This is a genomic window from Acinetobacter sp. YH12116 (genome assembly GCF_013418895.1).
GTDB classification, from domain to species: Bacteria; Pseudomonadota; Gammaproteobacteria; order Pseudomonadales; family Moraxellaceae; genus Acinetobacter; species Acinetobacter indicus.
Genome location: NZ_VPBE01000018.1, coordinates 21,230 through 40,768, shown reverse-complemented (window position 1 = coordinate 40,768; position 19,539 = coordinate 21,230). Strand labels below are relative to the sequence as shown.

Sequence of the window (19,539 nt, the reverse complement as noted above, 5' to 3'; positions counted from 1 at the left end):
TTATTACAGAGGAAACTCGTATGAATAAGCTCACTGTTGCATTATTGACCAGTCTTGCAACATTCATTGGGGCAAATACCACTGCTTTTGCTTCAGCACAGGAATGTCAAAAGCTGAAAAATGATCATGATGTAATTTATGCATCAAAAGGCTTCTGCTTTAAAGATCCTGAAGCCAAAGCCAAGTTTGGCAATGACAACTGCTATACCACCAAGCCAAAATTTTCTGAAAGAGAGCAGCAACGACTTGACGAAATCAAGGCGCGTCAGAAAGAATTGAACTGTAAATAATTCAATGCATTGATTAAAGGAAATATCATGGCTTACGATGATCAAAATATTTTTGCAAGAATCCTGCGTGGAGAACTGCCTGCAATTAAAGTCTATGAAGATGAACAGGTTCTTGCGTTTATGGACATCATGCCTCAGGCAGATGGTCATACACTGGTCATCCCGAAATCACCTGCGGTTACCCTGCTCGACTTAGATCCACAAGTGGCAGCCTACACCATTCAGGTGGTGCAGAAAGTTGCCAAAGCTATGGAAAAAGCCTTAGGGCTAGATGGAATTGTATTAATGCAGCTGTCTGGCGCTGCTGCGGGACAAACTGTACCGCATGTTCATTTCCACCTCATTCCAACCTCGGTACATCAACTCGGCAAACATGCTGCGCAGATGGGTGACCAGGAAAAAATCATGCAACTGGCTGAAAAGATTAAAGCAGCGCTTTAAAATATTTTCCCCGGTGAAATGTAAAAATGAATGGAGCGGCTGCTCCATTTTTTTTAAGCAGAACTTCTGCCAAACCTATTTTTATGACACTAAAGTGTCAATTCGCTTGCAATTAAGTGATTCATTTTAAAAATTTTTCTCGATTTGGAAATTTATCTTTTTATAACAATGCTATTAAAAGTAAGTTTTTGATCTGATTTGTACTTTTTAATATTTTTGAAATATTTCCTTAATATTACTGTCGCATTTGTAAGGAATACTTAGCACCAATAGAGAACGGGGGTAGATCAATCCTACTTCTGAACAATGTTTAGGACTAAAAACACTAGTCTGTATTGGAGCTACACATGAAAAAAACGCTTTGCGCATTAGCAGTTGGGGCAACCTTATTTACACCAGCATTAGCTATGGCTGCTGATGTAAAAGTATATGGTCGTGCACACGTATCTTTAGACTATCTTGATGATGGTGCAGACTACAACGAAGTTGGGCTATCTTCAAACTCTTCTCGTTTAGGCTTCAAAGCTGAACAAAAATTAGAAAACGGCATGACTGTTTTTGGTCAAGTTGAACAAGAAATTAACTTTGCTAGCGGCGAAAAAGATGACAAAGGTGTTAAATTTGCAACTCGTGATACCTTTGTAGGTTTAAAAGGTGATTTTGGTCAAGCGCGTGTAGGTCGTTTTGACAGCCCATTCAAAGTTGCTCGCGGTCCAGTGAACTTCTTTGGTGACATGGTTGGTGATATCCGTAACGTAACCCGTGCTGATATGAAGTTTGACGAACGCAATGAAAACACCATTGAATATAAATCACCAAAATTTGGTGGTGGATTCAACGTTTTAGCTGCAGTTTCAATGCATAGCAATAAAAATATTGCTAAAGATGATAACGGCGAAGGTGTTGAGGATAATAAAGCATACGATCTAGCTTTAACTTATAAAGAAGGTCCAGTTGACTTTGCTGCCGCTTATGAGCGCTACGAAGAAAACGCAGCAATTGGTGCAGGTGAGCGAGATGGTTTCCGTGTTGCAGCTGCATATAAAATCACACCTGAATTAAACTTCGGTGGTTTATATCAGTATTTAACGCATGATAACGATGCTGAAAACCCAGATGCTCAAGTATTTGGCGTAGCAGCAGACTATAAAGTTGCACCTAAAACTTATGTACGTGGTCAAGTCTTCCACCGTGACGTTGACACCGACGATGCAAACTCTACACTTTTAGCAGTTGGTGTTGAACATCGTTTAGATAAGGCTGTACGTGTATACGCAAACCTTGCAACTATGCTAAATGATAAGAATTCGAACCTAGTACCATGGAAAGAAGCTCGTTCAAATAGCGTAAGTGGCGTAGCTGATGAAAATGCTACTGCTCTTTCTCTAGGTTTCCGTTACGACTTCTAAGTCTAACCTCTACCTAAAAAGCAAAAAAACACGCTTCGGCGTGTTTTTTATATCCAGATTTATGGATGAAAAAAGCCAACCTCAGGCTGGCTTCATCATATAAACAGGCTTATCTTTTCAGGAAACCTGACACCATATTCAGTACATTCTGAATATCATTATTGGCTTCAGTTTTACTGGTCTGCTCCCCCTGTGGAGTTAAAGAGTCAATAATCTGTGGCAACACCTGTGAAATTGCGCCATAAATATCCTGTTTAGGGGCATGGGTTTGCTGTGCCACCTGTTCCACTTCTTCATCATCAAACAGGTTCTGCACTTCCTGCGGATTCACACTGGCATTCTCGCCCGGCCCAGTCGAAACCCAGTCATCCACCTGGCTGCTCAGGCCTTGGCCTTTTAATTTGTCCAGTGCACCTTGCAAACCACCCTGCTTTTGAATCCAGGCCAGCACCAATGGCAATACCGCAACTAGAAGTGAAGTTTTTGAACCACTGCCTAGCCCCTGGCTGGAACCACCAAACTGACCCAGCACAGAGCCTAAAATCCCACCCAAACCGCCTTGCTGGCTTTGTGCGCTCTGCTGGTGATTATTTCCAAGTTGACCTAGAACTGAACCGAGAATACCGCCTAGCCCAGCACTTTGTTGGGATTGCTGCTGATTAGAATTTGAACCTAAGGCCTGTTTCGCCAAAATTTCCACAATATTGCTTAAGTTTGTCATGATTTTTATTTCTTCCTTTAATGACATTCACTCAGCATACGATGCTTCATTCATCTGAAACATCCGAAATTGTTATGTTTTTGCAAAAAATGCAGAAAAGCTGAGCATTACCAGCGATATTTATCCCAGTTTTCCGGGTTAGCCCAGAATTTGGAATTAAACCAGTCCGGTACATGCTTATAGGTCAAAATATTAAATTGCCACAACATTAGGTCATGCTGCGGCTGGCTTTTATCCATCAGCTGGGTAAAGCCCAAGGCACGTAATAAAGGTTCATCTTGACGTTTAGTCACCACCACCATACGTTTGGCCAGCAAATCACGCAGTTTCACCAAAAGCTGCGATTTCTGCGCGCTGCTCAAATCTGCCATTTCTTCAGTATCGAGTAGTACAAAAGCCAAATCAAAACGCTGGGTAAAAGGCAGATTTAAAAGCGTAGTTACGTTAAAATATTGCCATTGAATTGTCTGATGATGATCGTATTGTTCAAGATGTTGACCAATACACAATGCAGTAGAAACTGGCTGCTCCTGGGTTAAATCGTCTAGCATAGAAGTGATGACATTCATCTCAGCCATGACTGCATTCCTTATGATGAAAGTGAGTATTTTTTATGGAACTACAAGGCATTTGCCATAAAATGCATGCAGGTCTAAAGGACCTTAGTGTAACTGATCAACAGACACACCGGGCAAATGTTGAATATAAATTTATTCTGGATCGCTCAGAAATCGAACTGCCTTTTCGCTTGGGTCAAGAAATAGAAATTGAATGGACCGGCAATATTTACTGTGTTTCTTGCGGCAGCAAAACTCCAAAATCCTATTCACAAGGTCACTGCTTTAAATGCTTTAAAACCAAAGCGTCCTGTGACATGTGTATTATGAAACCGGAAACCTGTCATTATCATTTAGGCACTTGCCGCGAAGAAGAATTTGCACGATCTGTCTGCTTCCAACCGCATGTGGTGTACCTAGCCAACTCCAGTGGCTTAAAGGTCGGAATTACCCGTATTGGCCAAATGCCAACACGCTGGCTGGATCAGGGCGCAACTCAGGCCTTACCGATTATGAAAGTCGGCTCTCGTCGTTTATCTGGCCAGCTGGAAATCATGTTTGGTTCGCAGATTGCCGATAAAACTGACTGGCGCAAACTGCTCAAAGGTGAAGCTGAACCGGTCGATTTAATTGCGACCCGTGACCAGCTGATTGAAGAATTTGCACCTAAAATCAGCACTATTCGTGAAGAATTTAACCAGAATCTTGAGTTTAATGAAACGCTGGAATTGATGGAGCAGGAACGTCCACGTGAGTTTATTTATCCGGTGGAGCAGTATCCTGAAAAAATTAAATCGCATAATCTGGATAAGACCCCGGTGATTCGCGGCAAACTTTTCGGGATTAAAGGTCAGTATTTAATTTTAGATACTGGCGTAATTAATATCCGTAAATATACCGGCTATGAACTGATTATCCGTACTGAATAACCCTGCCTCATAAATATGAGCACAATAAAAAAACCGGCGCTTGCGCCGGTTTTTTTGATACTGTCAGACTTATTCAATATCTGCTTTAGCTTTCAGATACTGGGTATAGTCATCCAGCTCTTGCTGGGCGCGCAGCTGTTGATACAACTTGGCCAGCTCCTGTAACTGTTCAGGCGTTAAAGCATTTGAAGTGGTACGGTTCACATTCGATACCGCTACAACGACCAGTTCATTGGGCAAAGCTGCCGTGGTCACAGACCACATTCCTTGCTTCGGTGGCATCAAGCTGAATGCAGCACGCTCAATTTCACGCTTTAAACGACCTTCAGCACGGGTAAATACACCAGCATCTTCAAAACGGATTTGCTGCTGAGCCAAGACTTCTGCAGCCGGTTGTGTCTTGAACTCATCCAGTGATTTCTGGATTTTGGCTTTGGCTGCATTAAAGGCTTTTTCTTCAATCAGTTTGGCGCGTACACGTGGTGTTGCTTCAGCCAGAGTTTGCACACCCGCAGCATGATACTCACGTACTTTCACCCAAACGACATTACCATTGGCCATTTGAATGTTACTTGAAGCGTTACGATCGCCGTTTTTCACATCATCATTAAACAGTTTCACCTTCACACTTGGATCAGATAATACTGGATGCTGAGAGGCCAGACTAAAGCCTTTTACCGATTCAACCTTGGTGCCTTTGACTTCCTGAGATACCACATCCAGCGCATCACTACCCACCACCATCTCATTCAGGCTATTTACCGTATCCGAGAAGGCATTTTGCTGTTTGGTCTTTTTCAGTTCTGCAGTTAAACGGGCTTTTTCCGCTTCAAAAGAAGGCACCTGAACTGCATCGGTTTCAACCTGAATTAGATGATAACCATATTGGGTTTTCACCGGCTGAGAAATCTGACCTGATTTCAGACTGGTGACTGCCTGATCAAAGGCATTGCCAAAGGCACCCACGTCATAAGCCTCAAATAAGCCACCCTTGTCTTTAGATTCCGGGTCTTCTGAATATTTCTGTGCAGCAGCGGCAAAACTGGTGCCCTGCTGGATTTCAGCATACACCTGATCCGCCAGTTTTTTGGCAGCTGCATCATCACGTGCATCGGTGGTAATTAAAATATGTTTAACCTCACGCGCTGCATTTTTTTGCTGGGCTTCAACAAACTTGTCATAGGCCTGTTGCAATTCTGCATCGGTGATTGCAGCTTCAGTCGCGGAAATATGTGCTGGCGTCAGAACAATAAAGTCGACATCAACATTGGCGACCTGCTTAAACAGGGTCGAATGTTTATTGTAATAATCACTGATTTCTTGCGCTGAAACCTGAATATTTTTCTTATATTCATCCAGTTTAATGCTGGATAAATGCAAGGTACGCTGTTCGGTTTGTAAATTGGCAATCTGCTGGATATCCAGCTCGCTCACTAAGGCATGATCCATAAAGCTCGCGCTAAGCATTTTCAGGGCATGATCCTGACGCAGATTCTGGATTAAAGCCTGACTGCTCATACCCACTGAACGCAGGTAATTGGCATACAGTGCTTCAGAAAACTGGCCATTTTCCTGAAAGCTTGGTTGCTGGGCAATCATCTGCTCAATTTGCGCATCGCTTAAGGAAATACCCAAATGTTCAGTCTGTTGTAACAGCAAGGTGCGTGCAATCAGAGTATCGAGTGCTTTATTTTCAATATACGCCTGATTCAACAAGGTCTCATCGCCCTGTGTATAGCTGAGATATTGTTGTTTTAATGAGTTGGATAAGGCTTCTAATTCCTGTTTGGAAACCTGTTGCCCATTTACTGATTTTGCCGAGTCGGCAGAATTGCCGCCACTAAAATATCCTTCAATACCTACAAGTGCTAAAGGGATCAGAAACAGAACGAGCAAAACCTTGCCCAACCAGCCCTTAATAACATTACGAAAAGATTCCATAAGTATTCCAATATTTTACTTGTGCAGGATTTTAACCGAAAACCCTCAGCGAATGAATGTATTAAAACCCGAAACTCTGATTATTAATAAAAAACGCGCCAGGAGGCGCGTTTAATACTGTTTAAAAGATCAAGCTACAGAATCTTTTAAACCTTTACCCGCTTTGAAGCTAGGTACTTTGCTTGCTTTAATCTCAAGTGTTTCACCAGTTTGTGGGTTACGGCCTGTACGAGCAGCACGTTCTTTCACATTGAAAGTACCGAAGCCCACTAAAGTCACTGTGTCGCCTGCTTTCAGCGCTTCAGTGATTGAAGCAATTGTAGCGTCTAAAGCCTTACCAGCGTCAGTCTTAGACAATCCCCCTTTCTCTGCAATTGCATCAATTAATTCTGATTTATTCATGAAGATTACGTCCTCTTAATATCGTTTATTTAAGGTCCAAAGATTTCGTTTAAGTTACCGTAATGCCTTTATAGCAATGCTTTGAGGGTAAAAGCAATACTCTCCAGACGCATTTATACAAAATAAGTTGCAAAAATCTGCCAAAAAAATGCCAAAGCTGTCGAGATTTTCACTTTTTCAAGAGTTGTTCTTTTAATTGCTTATTTTCTTCAATTAAAGCATCAACTTTGCTGTGCAGTTGCAGCACCAGCTGCTCTAAATGCTGGATATCTTTCACGGTTACCAGCCCTATACGGTTCAAGGAATGATGAACACTATGGTCAATCATCCGTTCGACCTTATCTTTGGTATCGACCACCGATTCTTTGGCCTTTTCAGAAACTTTTTCTACGGTCTGATCGGCAATTTCGGTGGTTTTGGATTCCAGTTCTTCCCCCACCTTGACCAGTGAGTCAAATAATTTATTGCCTTCTTCTTCAGCACGGGAAAATGCGCCTAAGCCGGCCAGCCAGATCTGTTTGGTATATTTGCGAAAATCTAGCGCCGATTTACGCCCTGAACGTACTCTTGCTTTGTTTTTAGACGCTTTTTCATTTTCGTTTTGTGGTTCTGGCGATTCTACTGCTGCTTCATCCATTCGCATTTCTCCTGCTTATTTTGTATACCATTCAATATCATAAACCAACAAAATGCTCTTATAATAGCAAATTAAGCACTTGAACGTTTTGTTAAACTGTTCTACAAAGCAAGAATATTATGTATTACTTCCTGGTAATGCACTGCTTGGATATGCACGACTCGATCTGGTTAGGGACTAAATTGTATGAATGAATCGCAACAAAGACAAAATGAATCACATTTGTTGCTGACGATGGTGATGATTGTTCTGGAAACAATCTTTAGCTTTATCTTGAAATATGATCGTGTTGTTGCACTTCAGGCCAAAAAATTTGTAGACCAGAAAATTGCGGTCAAAATTAACAGCTATATTCCGTATTTTGACTTCTATGTGCAGTTTAGTGAACACGGCATCCTGTTTGATCTAAAAGCACCTGAAAAAGCCGTTGAGTTAGATGTCCGCACCACATTGCTGGATTTGATCAAGATTTTTGTCTTGGGAAATCGTCGCAGTATTCGTACCATGCGCATTGAAGGCGACCCGACTTTAAAAGATGAGTTCCGCGACCTGCTGACTTTATTCAGTATTCCTAAAGTGCTGTCGGACTGGCGTCAATGGCTAGCCGATCCTGAACACGAGCAGGAACTGGAAACTTCTAAACGCCGGATTGCCCCTTTATTGGAGAAAATTGACCTGCAACGCTCGACCATTAATACCCTGCAGGTAGAAGTTAAACAGTATAAAAACCGCATTCGTCGCATGCAACGCAACCAAAAGCGAATTAATCTGGCTTTTAGTCTAATTACTCTGCTATTAATTGCGTTATTAGTGTATAATTTATGGATCGTTTAAATCCTTAATTTCCCTGCGATTGAATCGAATATCCGAATAATAAAAAAACTTGACTATTTTAGTCAGGATTCATAGAATCTACACATCTAGTCCAACCATGTGTATCGAATCATGCGCTTAACCACTCGCGGTCGCTACGCAGTGACTGCTCTACTTGATCTAGCTTTGCAGCCAACTGAACAAACGATCACTCTTGCAGAAATTGCAGCTCGACAATCTATTTCTGTCGCTTACCTTGAGCAGTTATTTGCGAAATTAAAGCGTCACGGCCTGGTTTCCAGTATTCGTGGAGCCAATGGTGGTTATCACCTGGCGCGCAGTGCCGATACAATCACCGTATTAGAAATCATTGAAGCTGTAAATGAAACGGTTGATGCCACCCGTTGTGACCATAAAGGCAACTGCCAGAATGGTGCAATGTGCTTAACCCATGATTTATGGCAAGAACTCTCCCACCATATTGCCGATTATCTTGCAAAAATCACCCTTGCTGACCTTGTAGCTCGTGACAACGTTCAAGCCGTTGCAATTCGCCAAAATTCAGCATCTTTTGATTCAGCCCTTTTATCGGTTACAGGTATTTGACATGAAACGTCCGATCTATCTTGACTATGCAGCAACAACTCCTGTAGACCCTCAAGTTGCAGAACGTATGATGGAATGCTTAACTTTCGAAGGCACCTTCGGTAATGCAGCATCTCGTTCACATGCCTATGGCTGGCAAGCAGAAGAAAAAGTGGAATATGCACGTGAACAAGTTGCGAACTTGATCAAAGCTGACCCACGTGAAATTGTCTGGACTTCAGGCGCAACTGAATCTGACAACCTTGCCCTAAAAGGTGTGGCTCAATTCTATGCATCTAAAGGCAAGCACATCATTACCTCTAAAATTGAACACAAAGCAATTTTAGATACCTGCCGCGAGCTTGAGTCTGAAGGCTTCGAAATTACCTATCTTGAGCCACAACCACAAACCGGTTTAATTACCCCGGAAATGGTTCAAGACGCAATTCGTCCAGATACTATTCTTGTTTCCCTGATGATGGTGAACAACGAAATTGGTACCGTGACTGACGTTGCTGCAATTGGTGAAATTACCCGTGCCAACAAAATCTTCTTCCACGTTGATGCTGCACAGGCTGCGGGTAAAGTCGAGATTGATCTTTCAACCTTAAAAGTTGATTTAATGAGCTTCTCTGCACACAAAATCTATGGCCCTAAAGGCATTGGTGCCTTATTTGTACGCCGTAGCCCGCGTGTGCGTCTGAAAGCGCAAATGCACGGTGGCGGTCATGAGCGCGGTATGCGTTCTGGTACGCTGGCGACCCATCAAATCGTAGGTATGGGCGAAGCATTTGAGCTGGCAGGTAAAAACCTGGAAGCTGAACAAACCCGTTTACGCGTGTTACGTGACAAACTCTGGAATGGCCTGCAAGACCTTGAACAGGTGTTCCTGAACGGTCACCCGACTCAAAACGTAGCCAACTATTTAAACGTCAGCTTCAACTTTGTTGAAGGTGAATCGTTAATGATGGCGCTTAAAGATGCAGCAGTGTCTTCAGGTTCTGCATGTACGTCTGCAACCCTTGAGCCATCTTATGTACTGCGTGCGCTAGGTCTGTCTGACGAGCTTGCGCACAGTTCAATTCGCTTCAGCTTTGGTAAATACACCACTGAAGAAGATATTGATCATGTGTTATCAATTACCAAAGCTGCTGTTGAGAAATTACGTGAACTTTCTCCGCTTTGGGATATGTATAAGGAAGGTATCGACCTTTCTACAGTTGAGTGGGCGGAACACTAATTCGACACTGAGATGAAGCTTTATTCAGCTTCATCTCATTGATAAAACGAATATTGACCCCATATTAATATTAACGCTGACCCCGAGGTTTGGAGAAGCAAAATGGCATATAGCGAAAAAGTAATTGATCATTACGAAAACCCACGCAACGTTGGTGTTTTAGACAAAAATGCAGACAACGTAGGTACAGGCATGGTCGGTGCACCAGCATGTGGCGACGTGATGCGTTTACAGATTCAAGTGAATAACGACGGTGTAATTGAAGAAGCACGCTTTAAAACCTATGGCTGTGGTTCGGCAATTGCATCAAGCTCACTAGTAACTGAGTGGTTAAAAGGTAAAACTTTGGACGAAGCTCAAGCCATCAAAAACATTGATATTGCAAACGAACTGGCTTTACCACCAGTTAAAGTACACTGCTCTGTACTTGCAGAAGACGCGATTAAAGCGGCTGTTGAAGACTATCGTACCAAACAGCAAAAAGCTTAATTGTTTCTCGTTTTAAAGACAGATTAACGGAGTTTTCATGATCCATTTAACTGAAAATGCTGCAACTCATATCAGCAATTACTTAAAGAATCGCGGTAAGGGTGAAGGTATTCGCGTTGGTGTGAAAACTTCCGGCTGTTCGGGTCTGGCCTATGTGCTTGAGTTTGTTGATGACGTCAATGCATACGATCAGGTATTTGAACAGCACGGTGTAAAAGTATTCGTTGACCCGAAAAGTTTGGTCTATCTTGAAGGTTTAGAGATGGACTATGTCAAAAACGGCTTGAATGAAGGCTTCGAATTCAATAACCCGAATAAAAAAGGTGAATGTGGTTGTGGTGAATCCTTCACGGTTTAACTCCCGACCTTCCCTTCTTTTGCAGATTAAAACAGTGTCTTGTACACTGTTTTAATCGCATTTATGCAGTCCTTTTTTGCAATCAATCGCGGATTATCTCTCCCATGAATCATTTTGAGCTGTTTAACCTGCCTGTAGCACTCGATATTGATTTGGCTACTTTAAAAGCAGAATTTTTAAAGTTACAGCAACAATATCACCCCGATAAAGCCGAAGATAAAGACCAGGCCCTGATTCAGTCCAGCGAAATCAACCAGGCGTATAAAGTTTTATCTCAGGTTGACAGCCGCGCAGGTTATTTACTGAGCTTAAAAAAACAGGATTATCATCTGGATCAGTCGATCAGTGATTTCGAGTTTTTACAGTCTGCCCTGGAAATTCGTGAGCAGCTGGATGATGCCCGCTCTGCCGATGAACTGGCTTCCCTGAAAACCGAAGTCCAGCAATGGATTGATGGTCTGGTTCGCGAATTTAAAATTGATTATGCAGATGAAGACTGGGGCGAAGCACGCGATACAGTACGTAAATTGCGTTTCTTCCAGAAAGTCATGACCGATATTGACAAGGCTGAAGATCGTTTCCTCGACGACGACAGCTTTGACCTAGATGACGATTTTTAATTTTATTTTTTCAAATTAACGTGCAAAGGATGTAACACAATGGCGCTCTTGCAAATTGCAGAACCAGGACAATCAAGCGCACCGCATGAACATCGCATTGCGATTGGAATTGATTTAGGCACCACACATTCACTGGTGGCCACTGTTCTTTCGGCGCAAGCCAAAGTCCTTCATGATGAACAAGGTCGTGTGTTACTTCCCTCAATTGTTCATTATGCCGAAAATACCACGCAATATGGCAATGATGCCAAACCGTTTATCACCAGCGATCCGAAAAATACCATTGTTTCAGTGAAACGATTTATGGGTCGCTCCAAGGCAGACATCAAGTTTCAGCACCCTTACGATTTAGTGGGTGAAGCCAATGAAATGCCGGCTTTTGAAACTGCACAAGGTCGTAAAACACCGGTAGAAATCTCGGCTGAAATTTTAAAACAGCTGAAAGACCGTGCTGAAGACAGCCTGAAAAATCCGGTCAATGGCGCAGTAATTACTGTTCCGGCCTATTTTGATGAAGCTCAGCGTCAAGCCACACGTGATGCAGCTCAACTGGCTGGCCTGAATGTGCTGCGCTTACTTAATGAACCGACTGCTGCTGCAGTGGCCTATGGTCTGGATCAGGACAGCAATTTAAGCACCGATCGCAACTATGTGATTTATGACTTAGGCGGCGGTACCTTTGACGTATCAATTTTACGTTTCTCGCAAGGCGTATTTGAAGTACTGGCGACCGGTGGTCACACTGCATTAGGTGGTGATGATCTGGATCGTTTAATTGTCAAATGGGCGAAAAAACAGCTGAATATTGCCAGCTTAAATGATACTGAATATGCCCACTTTGTGGTCGCAGCGCGTCAGGCCAAAGAAGCGCTATCGGATGCGGAATCGGTAGAACTGCAACTGTTAGACCAAACACTGACACTGGATCGTGCGACTTTTGAAAGCATTATTCAGGTGGCGTTAGACAAGACTATTAGTGTCTGCAAACGCGTACTGCGCGATGCCAAACTGGAACTGACCGATATTCAAAACGTAGTACTGGTTGGCGGCTCTACCCGCTCCTATGCCGTGCAAAAAGCTGTCCGTGAGGTATTTAACCAAGAACCGCTGTGTACTATTAACCCGGATGAAGTGGTTGCAATTGGCGCCTCTATTACGGCCAATCAGCTGATTGGTAATACCAAAGATGGTTCATTACTTTTAGATGTTACCCCACTGTCTTTAGGTCTGGAAACCATGGGCGGTCTGGTCGAGCGTTTAATTTCACGTAATACTGCAATTCCAGTCGCGCGTCGTCAGGAATTCACCACTTATCAGGATGGACAAACCGCCATGCTGATTCATGTGGTGCAAGGTGAACGTGATCTGGTTGAGCATTGCCGTAGTTTAGGCCGTTTTGTCCTGCATGGTATTCCACCAATGACTGCCGGTCAGGCGCGTATTGAAGTGACCTTTCAGGTCGATGCCGATGGCCTGCTTAGTGTTTCTGCCAAAGAAACGACTTCTGGCGTCTCTGCGCACATCGACATTAAACCGTCTTATGGTTTATCGAGCGAAGATACCGAACGTTTACTGCTTGACGGTTTCAAATACGCAGAAGAAGACAAACACCTGCGTCATTTACAGGAAACCAAGGTCGAAGCACAGCGTGAACTGGAAGCTCTGGAGCAGGCGTTAAAAGTTGATGCACAGCTATTGAGCACAGAACAACTGGACGCATTGAATGGTGCGAAAACCCATTTGTACAGCCAGCTTGAAACAACCGATATTCAGGCTATTGAACAGGCTATTGAACAGCTTAAAATACACAGTGATGCTTTTGCTGCGCTTCGCATGAACCAGCATATTGATGCTGCTCTTAAAGGCACCAAGCTCGATGACTGGTCAAACTCAAACTAATTTAAGGTAAAGACTATGCCACGTATTAAAGTACTTCCACATGCGCAATTCTGCCCAGAAGGTGCTGAGTTTGAAGTTGAACAAAATGCCAACCTGTGCGAAAGCCTGTTAAAAAACGGCATTAAAATTGAACATGCCTGCGATATGTCATGTGCCTGCACCACCTGTCACGTGGTGGTACGCCGCGGTTTTGACAGCCTGGAAGAAATGAATGATGTCGAAGCTGATCTGTTAGATCGTGCTTGGGGTCTAGAACCTGACTCACGTTTATCATGTCAGGTACAGGTGGTTGATGAAGATCTGGAAGTTGAAATTCCAAAATACACCATTAACCATGCTTCTGAAAATCACTAAGACTTAAAACAGAAAAACCACGCTCCGGCGTGGTTTTTTTGACTTGATAGAACACTCAACAATCTTCGATCAAGCAGATCATCTATCTTTATAAGTTAATGAAATTCCCGATCTGGTCGATTAACCTCGACTTCTTCAATCACTTCATCTTCCAGTTTTAATTTCACAATACCCTGCGAGTTGGTCAGTTTTTGCTGGGTCTGAATCCGTTTAATCATTTTTTCCAGCACACCAATCATTTCCGGATATTCAAAGTTTTGCACTTCATCCAGATTCAGCAACAGATGAAAACCTTTGTATTCATAGTCAAACCAGCGCTGATAATCGGATTTTCTGGCCGCATATTTTTCCATGACCTGCCAGGTTTTCACCGGACCCTGAATACCTTTCAGGAAAATTGGCGCTTTCGGCGCACACAGATAATCATTTTTCACCAGTTGATAGGTATCATCTGACAGCAGGATTTCATCAACTTCGGCTGCGCTTTGCAAACGCGCTGCCAGATTGGCATCGCGGCCGACAATGGTATAGGCCATCCGATGCGCCGCACCATAGTTACCCACGTGGCAATAACCGGTACTGATGCCCATGCGGATATGTAACGGCGGATAGCCCATTTTAATCCAGCGTTCACGCAGCAGTTTCATTTGCTGGCGCATGGCAATGGCCATTTCAACGCAGGTCTTGGCATCATTTTCTACACCCTGACTGCTTGGATCACCAAAGAAAATCAGGATGGCATCCCCCATAAACTTATCGACGGTGGCTTCATACTGCTTGGCAATTTCAGTCATATGACTCAAATAATCATTCAGCAGGTAGGCTAAATCGTCTGGAATCAGGGTTTCAGACAGCTCGGTAAAGCCCTGAATATCGGAAAAGAAAATGGTGAGTTTTTTACGTTTATATTCAATTTTGGCTTCTGACTCGCCTTTCATGATCGAATGCCAGAGCTGAAGCGGCGCATAACGGCTCAACTGGTTGGCAAACTCCATATAGCGGTTCATTTGCTGATAATAATGCTCACGCTTATGGTTAGAGGCACGAATCCGGCGGGTCTGATAAACACTGCCCATCCCGAAATACACGATCATGCACAGGAAGGCCAGAATAGTCAGCTCATTGGTGGTGTATTCAAAATATTCACCAAAGCCAAATACGAAAATATTGCACAGATAGAATACCGACGCTGCAAATAAAGCCGCCAGCGACACCAAAAAGAACGACACTTTGACGTTAATGGCGGTATACAGCAAGGCAAAAATAGCCGCAAAGGTCAGGACCAGATTTAAATGCACGGCCGACAGACAGATGGCCACAATCATAATATCTATAATAAATAAGATATTTCTTTTAATCTGATAGTTATATTTAGATTGTAGCCAGCGCGACAGTTTCGGGGTAATAAACAGCAAAAATGCCAATAAAACCGGAATATAAATTTGGTACTGGGTGTCTGGATAGGTGTAATGATAGACAATCAGGATCAGCGATAAACTGGCATAGCCCATAACCCGATGCAGGTAATCAAATTGTGTAGGATCTCGATCCATCCAATAACCTAGTGACACCGTACTCTACTCTCCTTAGCGGATCTGGTCACACCATACATCCCTGCATGATGCAAACACGAATATCAGTCCATTCGCCAGTCAAATGGCATATCGCCCTGACCGCGTAGTGCCAACATTAGCGTTTGGCGCATATGGTTCAGCACTTCATTGTTATACGGTACTGCTGGTGTTCCCCAGACCGGTTTTGGCCATGCCACATCATTTTGATAACGCACCACATGATGGAAATGCAATTGTGGCACCATGTTGCCCAGTGCAGCGACATTCATTTTATCGGCACGGAATACACGTGACAGTTGGCTAGATAACCAGCTCGATTCACGCAGGAACTGTTCCTGGTCGGCCTGGCTTAATTCATAGAGTTCGGTAATGCCCGGCACACGTGGAATAAGAATGAGCCAAGGAAATTGCATATCATTCATTAAACGACATGTTGACAGGGGAAAGTCGCCTACAAAAAAAGTATCTTGAGCAAGTTGTGGATGCAAACTAAACATATCTTTATAAATGACGCAAATTAGAATGATGGCTAATACTATCACATCCCAAAGGACGTGAATATTCTATAACGGCCGTTTCACCACAAATAACACACTATTTGCAGCCAGCCAGAGCAATCCCCTATCTTCAATAAATTTCCTTAAATAATCAAGACTTCTTTGCGCAGTCAGCGATTAAATAAACAGCAGGAATTGCATCAGGACTGAGCGCTAACTCAGGCTGGCAGCTCACGCAGCAGTTGCTCCAGCAAATCGGAAATAAACTGAATCCGTTTTTGATGTTCATCCAACAGCACCATGACTTTTAAACGCTGTCCGCCATCCATCCGGAAATAGGTCGGATGTTTTTGCATCATCTGGATAATACTAATGGCCTGCACCGGGGTATCTGGTGAAAACTCGATATTGCCGCCATTAGCACCCACATCAATTTTGGTAATACCAAGCTGCTCGGCTTTCAGACGCAGCTGATGCACGGCAAATAGCTGTTTTACCGGTTGTGGTGGAATACCAAAACGGTCAATCAGTTCCATACGGATGTTGTCGAGTTTTTCCTGTGTATCGGTATTGCTGATACGTTTATAGAATAATAAACGCTGATGCACATCGCCCAGATACTCATCCGGAATCAAGGCTGGCATGTGCAGGTTGATTTCCGCTGTTAACGACAACGGCGCATCGAAATTTGGGGTTTTGCCTTTTTGAATGGCTTTAGTGGCTTTTTCCAGCATTTCCATATACAGGCTATAACCAATGGCCTGCATCGAACCGCTTTGCTGTTCCCCGAGAAGTTCACCGGCACCACGAATTTCCAGATCTTCGGTGGCCAGCATAAAACCGGCACCCAAGGTCGATGCACGCTGAATCGCATCCAGACGTTTTTCAGCATCACCTTTTAAGCCTTTAATCGACGGCACCAGCAAATAGGCATAGGCCTGATGGTGCGAACGTCCAACCCGGCCACGTAACTGGTGCAATTGCGCCAGGCCGAGCTTGTCGGCGCGTTCAATTAAAATGGTATTGGCATTCGGGACATCAATCCCGGTTTCAATAATGGTGGAACAGACCAGCACATTATATTCTTTATGATAGAACTGCTGCATCACCTGCTCCAGTTCACGCTCACGCATCTGGCCATGTGCGACTGCTACCCGTGCTTCCGGCACCAGCTGGCGGATATTTTCTGCTGCACGTTCAATGGTATCGACTTCATTATGCAGGAAATACACCTGACCGCCACGCAGCAATTCACGCAAAATCGCTTCTTTGACTGAATCACCAGTCTGTTCCTGCACAAAGGTTTTTACGGCTAAACGACGCGCAGGTGGTGTGGCAATGATGGATAAATCGCGCATACCACTAAAGGCCATATTCAGGGTACGTGGAATAGGGGTTGCCGTTAAGGTCAGCATATCGACATCGGCGCGCAAGGCTTTAATCCGCTCTTTATCGCGCACACCGAAACGGTGTTCTTCATCGACAATCATCAGTCCCAGCTGTTTGAACTGGACATTTTCCTGCAAAATTTTATGGGTACCAATCACAATATCGACTTTGCCTTCGGCCAAATCTTCAATGATTTTAGTATGGGTTTTGGATGAACCAAAACGCGACAGGACTTCAATACGCACCGGCCAGTCGGCAAAACGGTCTTTAAAGGATTCATAATGCTGCTGTGCCAGCAAGGTGGTCGGTACCAAGACCGCTACCTGTTTATTATTTTGCACGGCGACAAAGGCGGCACGCATGGCCACTTCGGTTTTACCAAAGCCAACATCCCCACAGACCAGACGGTCCATTGGTTTGGCCTGCTGCATATCATATAAGGTCGCTTCAATGGCATTGGCCTGATCCAGCGTTTCTTCATAGGCAAACCCGGATGCAAACTGCATATACAGTTTTTCATCCAGCTCAAAGGCATAGCCCGGCTTGGACTGACGGCGTGCCTGTATATGCAGCAATTCGGCTGCGACATCGTGAATCTGCTCCAAGGCTTTACGCTTAGCCTTGTGCCAGGCATCAGTGCCAAGTTTATGTAGCGGTGCCAAATCCGGATCGCCACCACTATAGCGGCTAATTAAATGCAAATTGGTCACTGGCACATAGACTTTGGCGCCATCGGCATAATCGAGCTGCAAGAATTCATGATCCTGCTGATCAATTTCCAGCGTCACCAGTCCGGCATAACGCCCCACACCGTGATCAATATGTACCACCGGTGCACCAATACTCAGCTCGGTCAGACTGCGAATTAAAAACTCTTCCGAGACTTCCTGCTGACGTTTACGCCGACGCTGAACCACACGATGTTCATAAAGCTGATTTTCCGAAATGACCGAAAGCTGGCCCTGAATTACCAGACCACGATCTAAAGGAGCGTTGGTAATGGCAACGGCATATAAAGATTTCTGGAATTCAGCAAAGCTCTCAACCGTTGGGATTTCTCCCAGACTGGAACGCAGCGCATCTTTCAAGGTTTCACGGCGACCGGCACTTTCTGCGACCAGCAACACCGGATGATTGGCCGCGTTAATATACTCTTTGACTAGACTAAATGGTTTTTCCCGTTTCGGATCGACCGGCAATTTAGGCGGTGCTTCAGTGGCCAGATTTACCACACCGGCTTTTTCAGCAAAATGATCTGCCGAGGCGATGATGCGGCCAAACTGGTTCAGCTGTCCCAGCACCTGCTGCGATGATAAAAACAATTGCTCTGGCGGTAAAATAGGCTGGTCAATATTATGCCGGCGATCTTCATAACGGCGGTTTACTTCCTGCCAGAAGCTGTTTAAACTTTCTTCCAGCCCTTTATCTGTAATGACAATGCCATTCTCAGGTAAGTACGCCATTAAGGTACTTTCGGCAGCCATTGCCTGAGCGCTAAAGAATAACGGAAAATAGAACTCTATCCCTGGCGAGGCAATGCCATCGAGCACATCCTGATACACCGGGCTTTTCTTTGGATTTGCACTTGGGAATAATTCTGCATAACGATCGCGGAACAGCGAACGGCCTTCTTTTAAAGGAAACTCTTTGGCGGGTAGTACTGAAAATTGCTGAATGGTTTGGGTGGTCCGCTGGGTTTCCGGATCAAAAAACTTCAGGCTTTCAATTTCATCATCAAACAGGTCAATCCGGATTGGTGCTTCTTGCCCTGAAGCAAAAATATCCATAATACTGCCGCGCACCGCAAATTCACCATGATCATAGACTGTATCGACCAGATGATAACCAGCCTGAATCAGGCGTTTCTTTTGCTGTTCCAGTTCAAATTTCTGGCCAACCTGAATATCAAAATGCTCACCTAAGACCCAAGAGGTTGGCGCCACACGCTGCGCCAGGGTTGCAGCCGACACCAGCAGCACGCCCTGCTGTGGCATATTCGATAAAATCGCCAGACGCTCAGAGACAATATCCTGATGCGGCGATAAACGGTCATAAGGTAAGATTTCCCAATCGGGAAAAATAGTCGGTTGAATACCATAAAACTCGAACTCGCTTTCCAACTGCCCCAAATGCTGGCTGTTACGCGCCACCACAATCAATAACTGTTTATGCTGGGTACTCAGCTGCTTGATCAGCAAGGCCGCGGATGAGCCCTGCAAATTGCCCACCCAGCGTTTTTCGCCCGTTTTTAATTGTTTCAGATTGAGTTGGGAGCTTTCGTGTTGGAACATGTATATAGCTTTTAGGTCTAATCAACATGCGGCTTATACTAACACGAGCATTTCCATCCATTACGTTAATTTTTCTTAATCTTTATCTGAAAAATGAGACTAC

The 19,539-nt window shown here is 44.1% G+C and carries 20 protein-coding genes; 12 read left to right on the top strand and 8 right to left on the bottom strand.

Features of this window, described 5'->3' with window-relative positions; genetic code table 11:
• Nucleotides 1-20: 20 nt before the first annotated feature.
• From FTU54_RS11055 to FTU54_RS11045, 3 genes are all read left to right on the top strand, one after another.
• A complete protein-coding gene (locus FTU54_RS11055) occupies nt 21-290 on the top strand; it encodes a YARHG domain-containing protein (RefSeq protein WP_045795400.1) in 270 nt (89 codons plus the stop codon).
• Nucleotides 291-317: 27 nt separating this feature from the next.
• Nucleotides 318-731, top strand: coding sequence for an HIT family protein (locus FTU54_RS11050; RefSeq protein ID WP_075167966.1), 414 nt, complete (start codon nt 318-320; stop codon nt 729-731).
• 347 nt (nt 732-1,078) lie between these two features.
• Nucleotides 1,079-2,140, top strand: coding sequence for a porin (locus FTU54_RS11045; RefSeq protein ID WP_180074755.1), 1,062 nt, complete (start codon nt 1,079-1,081; stop codon nt 2,138-2,140).
• 109 nt (nt 2,141-2,249) lie between these two features.
• Here the strand turns inward: FTU54_RS11045 and FTU54_RS11040 are convergent, their stop codons facing one another.
• Nucleotides 2,250-2,861, bottom strand: coding sequence for a YidB family protein (locus tag FTU54_RS11040; RefSeq protein WP_180074754.1), 612 nt, complete (start codon nt 2,859-2,861; stop codon nt 2,250-2,252).
• A gap of 107 nt (nt 2,862-2,968) precedes the next feature.
• Complete coding sequence (locus tag FTU54_RS11035) at nt 2,969-3,439, bottom strand: DUF6231 family protein (RefSeq protein WP_005178437.1); 471 nt, start codon at nt 3,437-3,439, stop codon at nt 2,969-2,971.
• A 35-nt stretch (nt 3,440-3,474) separates the two neighbouring features.
• Here FTU54_RS11035 and FTU54_RS11030 point away from each other — a divergent pair, with 35 nt between their 5' ends.
• Nucleotides 3,475-4,347, top strand: a complete 873-nt coding sequence (locus FTU54_RS11030) for a DUF2797 domain-containing protein (RefSeq protein ID WP_075174536.1) — start codon at nt 3,475-3,477, stop codon at nt 4,345-4,347.
• A gap of 69 nt (nt 4,348-4,416) precedes the next feature.
• On the opposite strand, the gene FTU54_RS11025 is transcribed toward FTU54_RS11030, so the two are convergent.
• The 3 genes from FTU54_RS11025 to FTU54_RS11015 form a co-directional block, all read right to left on the bottom strand.
• Nucleotides 4,417-6,288, bottom strand: coding sequence for a SurA N-terminal domain-containing protein (locus FTU54_RS11025; RefSeq protein ID WP_168399949.1), 1,872 nt, complete (start codon nt 6,286-6,288; stop codon nt 4,417-4,419).
• A 129-nt stretch (nt 6,289-6,417) separates the two neighbouring features.
• Nucleotides 6,418-6,690, bottom strand: a complete 273-nt coding sequence (locus tag FTU54_RS11020; protein WP_005178445.1) for an HU family DNA-binding protein — start codon at nt 6,688-6,690, stop codon at nt 6,418-6,420.
• Nucleotides 6,691-6,859: 169 nt separating this feature from the next.
• On the bottom strand, nt 6,860-7,327 hold the full coding sequence (locus tag FTU54_RS11015) for a phasin family protein (RefSeq protein ID WP_005178447.1): 468 nt from the start codon (nt 7,325-7,327) through the stop codon (nt 6,860-6,862).
• A 186-nt stretch (nt 7,328-7,513) separates the two neighbouring features.
• Here FTU54_RS11015 and FTU54_RS11010 point away from each other — a divergent pair, with 186 nt between their 5' ends.
• From FTU54_RS11010 to fdx, 8 genes are all read left to right on the top strand, one after another.
• Entirely contained in the window at nt 7,514-8,161 is a 648-nt protein-coding gene (locus FTU54_RS11010; RefSeq protein WP_160241254.1) for a hypothetical protein, read from the top strand.
• Nucleotides 8,162-8,272: 111 nt separating this feature from the next.
• Nucleotides 8,273-8,746 carry an Rrf2 family transcriptional regulator gene (locus FTU54_RS11005; RefSeq protein ID WP_005178455.1) on the top strand — a complete coding sequence of 158 codons (474 nt, stop codon included), beginning with the start codon at nt 8,273-8,275 and terminating at the stop codon, nt 8,744-8,746.
• Nucleotide 8,747: 1 nt separating this feature from the next.
• Entirely contained in the window at nt 8,748-9,965 is a 1,218-nt protein-coding gene (locus FTU54_RS11000) for an IscS subfamily cysteine desulfurase (RefSeq protein ID WP_005178458.1), read from the top strand.
• A gap of 102 nt (nt 9,966-10,067) precedes the next feature.
• A complete protein-coding gene (gene iscU, locus FTU54_RS10995) occupies nt 10,068-10,454 on the top strand; it encodes a Fe-S cluster assembly scaffold IscU (protein WP_005178460.1) in 387 nt (128 codons plus the stop codon).
• A 37-nt stretch (nt 10,455-10,491) separates the two neighbouring features.
• The gene (iscA, locus tag FTU54_RS10990) at nt 10,492-10,812 is read left to right on the top strand and encodes an iron-sulfur cluster assembly protein IscA (RefSeq protein WP_005178462.1); all 321 of its coding nucleotides are present in this window, start codon (nt 10,492-10,494) and stop codon (nt 10,810-10,812) included.
• A 104-nt stretch (nt 10,813-10,916) separates the two neighbouring features.
• The gene (gene hscB / locus FTU54_RS10985; RefSeq protein WP_016659013.1) at nt 10,917-11,432 is read left to right on the top strand and encodes a Fe-S protein assembly co-chaperone HscB; all 516 of its coding nucleotides are present in this window, start codon (nt 10,917-10,919) and stop codon (nt 11,430-11,432) included.
• Nucleotides 11,433-11,471: 39 nt separating this feature from the next.
• Nucleotides 11,472-13,331 carry a Fe-S protein assembly chaperone HscA gene (gene hscA / locus FTU54_RS10980; RefSeq protein ID WP_163170183.1) on the top strand — a complete coding sequence of 620 codons (1,860 nt, stop codon included), beginning with the start codon at nt 11,472-11,474 and terminating at the stop codon, nt 13,329-13,331.
• Nucleotides 13,332-13,346: 15 nt separating this feature from the next.
• Nucleotides 13,347-13,685: an ISC system 2Fe-2S type ferredoxin gene (gene fdx / locus FTU54_RS10975; RefSeq protein WP_005178469.1), complete on the top strand. Its 339-nt coding sequence runs from the start codon at nt 13,347-13,349 to the stop codon at nt 13,683-13,685.
• Between the two features lie 95 nt (nt 13,686-13,780).
• Here the strand turns inward: fdx and FTU54_RS10970 are convergent, their stop codons facing one another.
• The 3 genes from FTU54_RS10970 to mfd form a co-directional block, all read right to left on the bottom strand.
• Nucleotides 13,781-15,238, bottom strand: a complete 1,458-nt coding sequence (locus FTU54_RS10970; RefSeq protein ID WP_218949095.1) for an adenylate/guanylate cyclase domain-containing protein — start codon at nt 15,236-15,238, stop codon at nt 13,781-13,783.
• An 83-nt stretch (nt 15,239-15,321) separates the two neighbouring features.
• Entirely contained in the window at nt 15,322-15,756 is a 435-nt protein-coding gene (locus FTU54_RS10965) for an HIT domain-containing protein (protein WP_005178471.1), read from the bottom strand.
• 218 nt (nt 15,757-15,974) lie between these two features.
• Entirely contained in the window at nt 15,975-19,436 is a 3,462-nt protein-coding gene (gene mfd / locus FTU54_RS10960; RefSeq protein WP_180074753.1) for a transcription-repair coupling factor, read from the bottom strand.
• Nucleotides 19,437-19,539 lie beyond the last annotated feature (103 nt).